We start from the raw sequence: 237 nt of genomic DNA, 5'->3' as shown, positions 1-237 counted from the left end.
ACGCCTATCGGGTTCATCACCAGTCCCAGTAAGGGTTTTGTAACCGCTAAACCTTTTTGAAACTTCGAACTTTTTAATAGTTAATGTTTCTAGATTCATTACGTAAACATCACGGGTTTTATCAAGCTGAGCATTTGACTTCGCTAAAGTTTTAAACTGCTCATAAGAAAAACAAGTTGAACACTCTGTTGTTAAAGATTGTTCATTAGCTATCGTTGAACTAGAAAAGATACATAG

Annotated in this window: 1 protein-coding gene; it reads right to left on the bottom strand. The window is 35.0% G+C overall.

Translation table 11 applies throughout. The features are described from left to right. A partial coding sequence (locus tag R0K30_RS23445) for a hypothetical protein (protein ID WP_410613421.1) occupies window positions 1-237 on the bottom strand: 237 nt, incomplete at both ends.

Source organism: Bacillus sp. SIMBA_154 (assembly GCF_046536015.1).
Classification (GTDB): domain Bacteria; phylum Bacillota; class Bacilli; order Bacillales; family Bacillaceae; genus Bacillus; species Bacillus pumilus_P.
The sequence above is the reverse complement of the archived record's forward strand: the minus strand, read 5'-3'. Positions and strand labels throughout refer to the sequence as shown.